Here is a 6,718-nt window from a genome sequence, read left to right on the forward strand (position 1 = left end):
CACCTGACCGAGATAATCGCGCACCTGATGGGCGAGCTGTTCGGACTGCGACGACAGGTGGCCTGACGCTTCCAGCGTCGAGGCGGCGTAGCGTTCGGTGTCGCGGGCGGTTTCGGTGACGGTCTGGATGCTGGTGGCGATGTTGGCCACAACAGAGAACGCCTGCTCGACCGTCTGGGCGATGTCGGCGGTCGCAGCCGACTGCGCATGCGCTGCGTTCGCCACTTTGCTGGTGATGGCTTCGACCTCGGCGATCACCGTGCCGATCTCACCGATCGAGCGGCCAACGATGTCGGCGGCGCCGTGGACGTGATCGACCTGGGATTCAATCTCGCCGGTGAAGCTCGCGGTCTGCTCGGCCAATTGCTTGACCTCGTGCGCCACCACGGCGAAACCGCGACCCGCTTCGCCCGCGCGCGCGGCTTCGATCGTAGCGTTGAGTGCAAGCAAATTAGTTTGCCGCGCGATGCCCTCGATCGACTTCACTACTTCACTGATCCGCTCGGCGACGCTGCGCAGCGCCGCGACGTTGGCGGAAGCTTCGCCGACCTGCGCCACCGCGCGGCTCACGATCTCGGTCGAGCGCCCGACTTCGGCACCGACCTCGCCGGCACTGCGCGACAATCCCGCTGTGGCATCGGCGACATGGCGCATATTGGCGCTGGCCTCCTCGGACGCAGTAGCCACGGCGATGAGACGTTCGCGCGTCGACGACGCGCCGGTGGTCAGACTTCCCGCCGTGTCGCGCATCCCGCGCGAATCATCGTCGAGCGAACCGACCACGCTGGTGACGGCGCCTTCGAGCTGCACCGCCAGACTCTCGAAGTTCTGGATGCGGCCTTCGAGGCTTTCGGTGGCGTCGTTGATGCTGACCGCGCCACGCAGCAGCGCGCCGTGCAGGCCGCCCGGCAGGATGCGGCGGAAGTAACGCCGCTCCTGCACCGCCTGCATTGCAGCCGTGGCTTCACGCACGAAGGCATCGCAGCCGTCGATCACGTCGTTGATGGCACTCAGCATCTCGCCGGTGCGGCCGTTATCCGGGATATGCAGGATGCGGGCTTCGAAATCGCCGCCGGCGATCCGGATGCAGACGTCCCGCGCTTTGGCGATCAACCGCGTCGTCTCAACCATGCGATACAGCGCGACCGCGGTCGCGACGATCGCCAGCGCCTGGATGCTCATCGCAGCGCTGCGATAGTCCAATGCCTCGAGCCCGAGCGCCGCCGACGACGCCGCGATGACGATCGCGAGATTAAGCTGCGCTTTGGAGAGCGAACATAAGTTCGTCATAGCTGACCTTCTTGGAAGCGACGAAATCGACCAGCGCCTTGTAGCCGGCCGCGAGCCCATCCTTGCCGTTGCGGTGGCTCTGCTCGATGCGCAGCACTTCGGCGTAGAGCGGCGCGATCGCGTTCTTGACCACGCTGGGATCGGGCGTGCGGCGATTGGAGTGATAGGCGACGATGTTGCCTTGCGCGTCGAACGACGGCGTCACATGGGCGAACACCCAATAATGGTCGCCGGAGCGCGCCATGTTCTTGACGTAGCCGAAGATCTCGCGGCCCGACGCGATCGTGTCCCACACCAGCTTGAACACCGCGCGCGGCATGTCGGGATGACGGATGATGCTGTGCGGCTGGCCCAGCAGTTCCTCTTCGCTGTAGCCGGCGATGTGGCAGAAGGTGCGATTGGCGTAGGTGATACGGCCCTTGAGATCGGTCTTGGAAACGATCAACTCTTTGGCCGGGAAGAACACTTCGCGGCCGGTGGGGCGTATCTCAGCAGCCATCACCGGGGGCTCCGAAGGGGAAGGATGATAATCACCCTTAGGAGCGATCGACTGAAGGTTGAGTTAATGGCTGCGGCTTCGCGCCGCGGTGCGTACAATTTTCGTATTCTTACGGGCGATCTGAACTCGCCTATCCGATTGCGTGTGCGATCACCTTGCGCATCAGATTGGGCAGAGCTTCGTCCTGCAGCGTCGCGATCTTCGCCCAACGCATGCCAGCCGGCGCCCGTGTGCCGGGCGGCGCGTGCGCGGTGTAGACCACGAGTTCGAGCGGGAAGTGCGTGAACACGTGGCTGACCACGCCGGCCTTGCGGTTCCAGCGCGACAGATCTTTCACCTGCGGCGCCTGCGCTTTGGCATCCGCATCGTCGTGACCGGCAAACCAATCGGAACCCGGCACTTCGGTCATGCCGCCGAGCAGGCCTTTGGCTTCGCGCGTCCGCACCAGCACACTATCGCCGCGGATCACCACGAAGGCGGCGCCGCGGCGCAGCTCGCCGGTCTTCTTCGCCGCCTTGCGCGGAAAACTCTCGGCATCGCCCCGCAGCCGTGCGGCGCAGCCTTGCATCAGCGGGCACAGCGCGCAGGCCGGCTTCTTCGGCGTGCAGATGGTGGCGCCGAGATCCATCAACGCCTGCGCCGAATCGCCGGCGCGGCTGCCCGCCAGCAGCGTCTCGGCCAGCTCCTTGATGCGCGGCTTGGCCTTGGGCAATTCGTCTTCGACCGCGTAGAGCCGCGACACCACGCGCTCGATATTGCCGTCGACCGGCATAGTGTGGCGATCGAACGCGATCGCCGCGATCGCCGCCGCCGTATAAGGCCCGACGCCGGGGAGCGCGCGCAGCCCCTCTTCGGTGTCGGGAAAGCGGCCGCCGTGATCACGGGTCACCGCCACCGCGCAGGCGTGCAGGTTGCGGGCGCGCGAGTAATAGCCGAGGCCGGCCCACATCCGCAGCACGTCGTCGAGCGAGGCGTTGCCGAGATCGGTGACGCTCGGCCAGCGCGCCAGGAACTTTTCGAAATACGGACCGACGGCGCGCACCGTGGTCTGCTGCAGCATGATCTCGGACAGCCACACCGCATACGGATCGGCCGCGACGCCGGGCAGCGCCCGCCATGGCAGCTTGCGGCGATGGCGGTCGTACCAGGCGAGCAGCGCGGCCGGACGATCGGCTGCGTTCGCGTGGTCGCTTTCGGACTGGGATTGCTTCCGCCGCGGGGCGGCGCCTGTTAAAACCATACCGTCATCGTCGCAAAGCGTATCTCCATGAGCAAGCCCGGCCCGATCACCGCCAAGCCGTTGTCCGGCCTTTTGGCCGCGACGCTGGCCGACGCCTTCGCCAAACAGGGCTTCGCGGCGCGCGAGCTGGTGACGCGCTGGGCCGAGATCGCCGGCGCTCAGATCGCCGCGCATTCCGAGCCGCTGAAGATTCAATGGCCGCGGCCGGTCGAAGGTCAGCCGCAACTGCCGGCGACGCTGGTGCTGCGCGTCGAAGGGCCGATGGCGCTGGAAATCCAGCATTCGGCCGACGTGATCCTGGAGCGGGTCAACCGCTTCCTCGGCTGGAACGCCATCGGCAAGCTGGCGCTGCGCCAGGCGCCGCTGTCGCGCCGCCCCGTCCGCAAGCCGCCGCGTGTGCTCGACAAGGCCGCGGTCGACCGCGTCGCCGCCGAACTTGGCGAGGTCGCCGACGACGAGCTGCGCACCGCGCTGGCCAAGCTCGGCGCCGTGATCAAGCGGAAGTGACGCGCCGGGCTGAACGCGACTTTCGGCCCGGCATTGCCACATTTGCGGTTTCAAGCTAGCGAAAACCCTTCTTCGGCGGCCGTTCGGCCGCCTCCCATCGCCTTCAAGCCGCCCACCAGCCGGAGCCTTTGATGATCACGCGCCGCACCTTCACCGCCGCTCTGTCGCTGACCGGCCTCGCCGCGGTCGCCGGCCTGTCGCCGCTCCGGCTGATCGACGCCGCCTTCGCCCAGAGCAAGGATGCCGCCACCGCGGCCGATGTCGCCAAGCCGCAGTCGCTGCCCGACATGGCGCTCGGCCCGAAGGACGCCGCCGTCACCGTCACCGAATACGCCTCGATGACCTGCTCGCACTGCGCCGCCTTCAACGAGCAGGTGTTCCCCAAGGTCAAGCAGGCCTATATCGACACCAACAAGATCCGCTACGTGTTCCGGGAATTCCCGCTCGACATCAAGGCCGCCGCCGGCTCGATGCTGGCGCGCTGCATCGCCAAGGACGACGCGGGCAAGTACTTCGCCGTCACCGACCTGTTGTTCAAGCAGCAGGCCGAATGGGTGCTGAAGGACACCACCGATCAGCTCAAGCGCATCGGCAAGATGGGCGGCCTGTCCAATGAGGAAGTCGAGAAGTGCCTCAAGGACCAGGCGCTGCTCGACAAGATCGCCGCCGACCAGAAATACGCCAGCGAAGTCCTCAAGGTGAACGCCACCCCGACCTTCTTCATCAACGGCGAAATGCTCCGCGGCGAAGCCTCGTTCGAGGAATTTTCGAAGAAGATCGACGCGCTGCTGGCGAAGAAGAGCTGAGCTCTGTAGCTTCGTAGGGCGGATAAGCGCGTAGCGCGCCATCTGCCACCTACTTATCACCACGCGACGCCGCCGGCGGATGACGCTTCGCTCATCCACCCTACGCGTGTCGCGTTGAGCTGGCGAAGCGCGGCTTTTCCAATCAGACGCCGTCATCCTGAGGCGCTCGCCCGCAAGGGCGAGCCTCGAAGGATGCGCTCCGCGCGCGGCCCATGCTTCGAGGCTCGCTGCGCTCGCGCCTCAGCATGACGCTGGTGGATGTCGAGATGTCAAACAGCCACGCCAAATCGCTCTCGCGGCGCTGAATGCGTCCGAGCCATGCACCCGTCGCTTCACAGCGAGGGGCGGGGCGCGCCGTCCGGCGCGGAATGGGTCGTAGTCTCGCGATTACTTTTGCGAAGTAACCGCGCTCGCCTCGCGGCGCGCCCACGGCGGCATTTTTCGGCTTTCGGACGGCTCCATGGGTGCAGCGGCCCGAGCGCCTTGCTCGCCATCCCGACGGTTTCCCGCCGTTCGCCGAAACACCAACTACCGAGAACGGCGCGGCCTCTTAGTGGGCCGAGACCGGTGGCTCCGATGCCGCCCGAGTTCGTGCCTGCGAAGCACGACCGCGGGGACCGCATCCACCCGGCTTCGCTGGCTGACGCCAGCTTCGCCGGGCATTGACCCCGCTGGTTGCCCAGCGTGGTGATCTGCCCCGCTTCAACGACGCCTCGCGAAAGCGCCCCTCACGGACAGGACGAGGCGGAGGATACACGAAATAGGAATATAGTCAAGATCAGATCGGCAGCTAGTCGAGCTTTCTGGGGGATGGCAGCGGAAGCTCGTCGGCAGTACCCCAGCTTTGGACCCAAGCGCTTACCTCGGCGAACGGCACCGTTTCGCGGCCCATATGGTATCGCGCCAGCCGCTGCCGGTCCTCGGCGATATCCGGAGGCTCGATTCCAGTGCATGGTTTGGAGGCGACCATTTCTTATGCCCGACGACCGCGGAGCATCCCGGCAATCCCGAGGTCTTCGTCGAGATCCGGCCAGTGGATGCCCATCGGCATCAACTCGTAATTGCCCCGCTCTGCCGTACTGGCAGCGAGCAGTCGCGGATACCAGGCGAGCGGCGTCGCAATCCGGCGCCCATCGGCCAGCGTGACGACCAATTCGTCCGCCGTGAACACAACCGACACCGGCCGCAGGTCGCCGACATTAATTTCCAAAGTGCTCATGCCATTTGCCTTCGAGCTCGTCGCGATGGCTCCCAAGATACCGGATAATAGCGCCGATTTCGTGCGCCGAAAATCCGGCGTTTGCTGCCAGTGACAGATCATGGAGCCAGAATTTGGCTTCGCAGTCGCCTGATCGAACGTGCAAATGCGGCGGCTCCTCACTCTCGTTCGAATAGAAGAAGCCGCGGTACGGTCCCCAGCGCAGAACGGTCGGCATGGAGCACCTCGATCAGCCGATCACGGCTCAAGCCTTTAGTGTTACGCATTGACGCGCGCCGCCACGTGCACCATCCTTTTCACATGGCGAGAAAGTCGAAAATCCGGAAAACGACGGACGCGTTGCGGCGGTCGCTGACATCGAGCGCGGCGCGATCAGGCTTGTCGGTATCCGACTATCTGCTCAGAGGTGAGCGGAAACCGCCATCACTCGGCGACTTGCAGCAGCGTTTGCAACATCATGGCGAAGCCATCCTCTCGATCTCGCCTGCCGAAGCCGTTCGAGCCGAGCGCGACCGCAGGTGATTACCGAAGGCGCCGAAGGGGATGATCCCTCGTTCGTCATCCGGAGGCGCGCGGAGCGCGAGCCAGGAATCCGTAATCGTTGAGGCCGCGAAAGCGCGCGGCGACGCCCGTCGTATCATAGCGAGCCGGAGAGCTACGGATCGCATAATCCCGTCCGATGCTTAGTATTACGAAAGTCATGCGGGGCAGAACCGCTGATTTCTTAGACAGCTCGCAACCGGCTATCTGCCTGACTAGAAGGACGCTGATCGACACTAGTCAGATTCCAGATAAGCCCCTCTAACTCGTCCAATGGCAGATGCAGACTTGCCGCAATATCGTTCTTAGTTATCTTCTCTGACCACAGCTGCGTAAGCACTTTCTTCCACACAATTGAAGTCTCTCGCTCGATACCACCGGGCTCTCCAGCACGAAAACCGCGCTTACCAAGTTCGATACAGATCGACTTATACTGCCAGTCTGAAAGCAAGCTCAATGCGTTCATACGGTAAGCCATCGCCATGGCCGATACACGCCAGCGCTTTTTGCAAACCAACACCGCATCCAATGTAATTCGTCTTGGCACGGTTGCTCTAACATCGCGCTCAGGGATCAAGAACGCCGATGCAAATCGGTTAGTTCTCTTCGGCCGACCG

General features: G+C 64.4%; 8 protein-coding genes. 2 read left to right on the plus strand and 6 right to left on the minus strand.

Translation table 11 applies throughout. The annotated features are described in order from the left end of the window. From I5M_RS11495 to mutY, 3 genes are all read right to left on the minus strand, one after another. Positions 1-1,290: methyl-accepting chemotaxis protein (locus I5M_RS11495; protein WP_022721538.1), on the minus strand; the 1,290-nt coding region annotated here is incomplete at its 3' end. Further along, positions 1,253-1,789 carry a PAS domain-containing protein gene (locus I5M_RS11500; protein ID WP_022721539.1) on the minus strand — a complete coding sequence of 179 codons (537 nt, stop codon included), beginning with the start codon at positions 1,787-1,789 and terminating at the stop codon, positions 1,253-1,255. The genes I5M_RS11500 and I5M_RS11495, both read right to left, overlap by 38 nt. A 130-nt stretch (positions 1,790-1,919) precedes the next feature. Continuing rightward, entirely contained in the window at positions 1,920-3,029 is a 1,110-nt protein-coding gene (gene mutY / locus I5M_RS11505; protein ID WP_022721540.1) for an A/G-specific adenine glycosylase, read from the minus strand. A 27-nt stretch (positions 3,030-3,056) separates the two neighbouring features. On the opposite strand from mutY, the gene I5M_RS11510 reads away from it, so the two are divergent. Continuing rightward, positions 3,057-3,536 carry a DUF721 domain-containing protein gene (locus tag I5M_RS11510; protein ID WP_022721541.1) on the plus strand — a complete coding sequence of 160 codons (480 nt, stop codon included), beginning with the start codon at positions 3,057-3,059 and terminating at the stop codon, positions 3,534-3,536. A gap of 128 nt (positions 3,537-3,664) precedes the next feature. Continuing rightward, positions 3,665-4,342, plus strand: coding sequence for a DsbA family protein (locus tag I5M_RS11515; protein WP_199900031.1), 678 nt, complete (start codon positions 3,665-3,667; stop codon positions 4,340-4,342). Between the two features lie 973 nt (positions 4,343-5,315). Here I5M_RS11515 and I5M_RS11530 read toward each other — a convergent pair. The 3 genes from I5M_RS11530 to I5M_RS31360 all read right to left on the minus strand — a co-directional run. Next, entirely contained in the window at positions 5,316-5,561 is a 246-nt protein-coding gene (locus I5M_RS11530) for a DUF2442 domain-containing protein (protein WP_031336103.1), read from the minus strand. After that, positions 5,542-5,778 (minus strand): DUF4160 domain-containing protein, encoded by a 237-nt coding sequence (locus I5M_RS11535; protein ID WP_022721546.1) that lies wholly within the window; start codon positions 5,776-5,778, stop codon positions 5,542-5,544. The genes I5M_RS11530 and I5M_RS11535 overlap by 20 nt, the downstream gene beginning before the upstream one ends. Positions 5,779-6,285: 507 nt before the next feature. Beyond that, positions 6,286-6,718, minus strand: a 433-nt coding sequence (locus I5M_RS31360; RefSeq protein WP_148287861.1) for an ImmA/IrrE family metallo-endopeptidase, incomplete at its 5' end; no start/stop codon positions are given.

The organism is Rhodopseudomonas sp. B29, from assembly GCF_000333455.1.
Taxonomy (GTDB): Bacteria; Pseudomonadota; Alphaproteobacteria; order Rhizobiales; family Xanthobacteraceae; genus Rhodopseudomonas.

What these genes read in the sequence shown, in the direction of transcription:
- I5M_RS11500 (WP_022721539.1), bottom strand. Translation starts at nt 1,789, where the DNA reads ATGGCTGCTGAGATACGCCCCACCGGCCGCGAAGTGTTCTTCCCGGCC.
- I5M_RS11535 (WP_022721546.1), bottom strand. Translation starts at nt 5,778, where the DNA reads ATGCCGACCGTTCTGCGCTGGGGACCGTACCGCGGCTTCTTCTATTCG.
- mutY (WP_022721540.1), bottom strand. Translation starts at nt 3,029, where the DNA reads ATGGTTTTAACAGGCGCCGCCCCGCGGCGGAAGCAATCCCAGTCCGAA.
- I5M_RS11530 (WP_031336103.1), bottom strand. Translation starts at nt 5,561, where the DNA reads ATGAGCACTTTGGAAATTAATGTCGGCGACCTGCGGCCGGTGTCGGTT.
- I5M_RS11510 (WP_022721541.1), top strand. Translation starts at nt 3,057, where the DNA reads ATGAGCAAGCCCGGCCCGATCACCGCCAAGCCGTTGTCCGGCCTTTTG.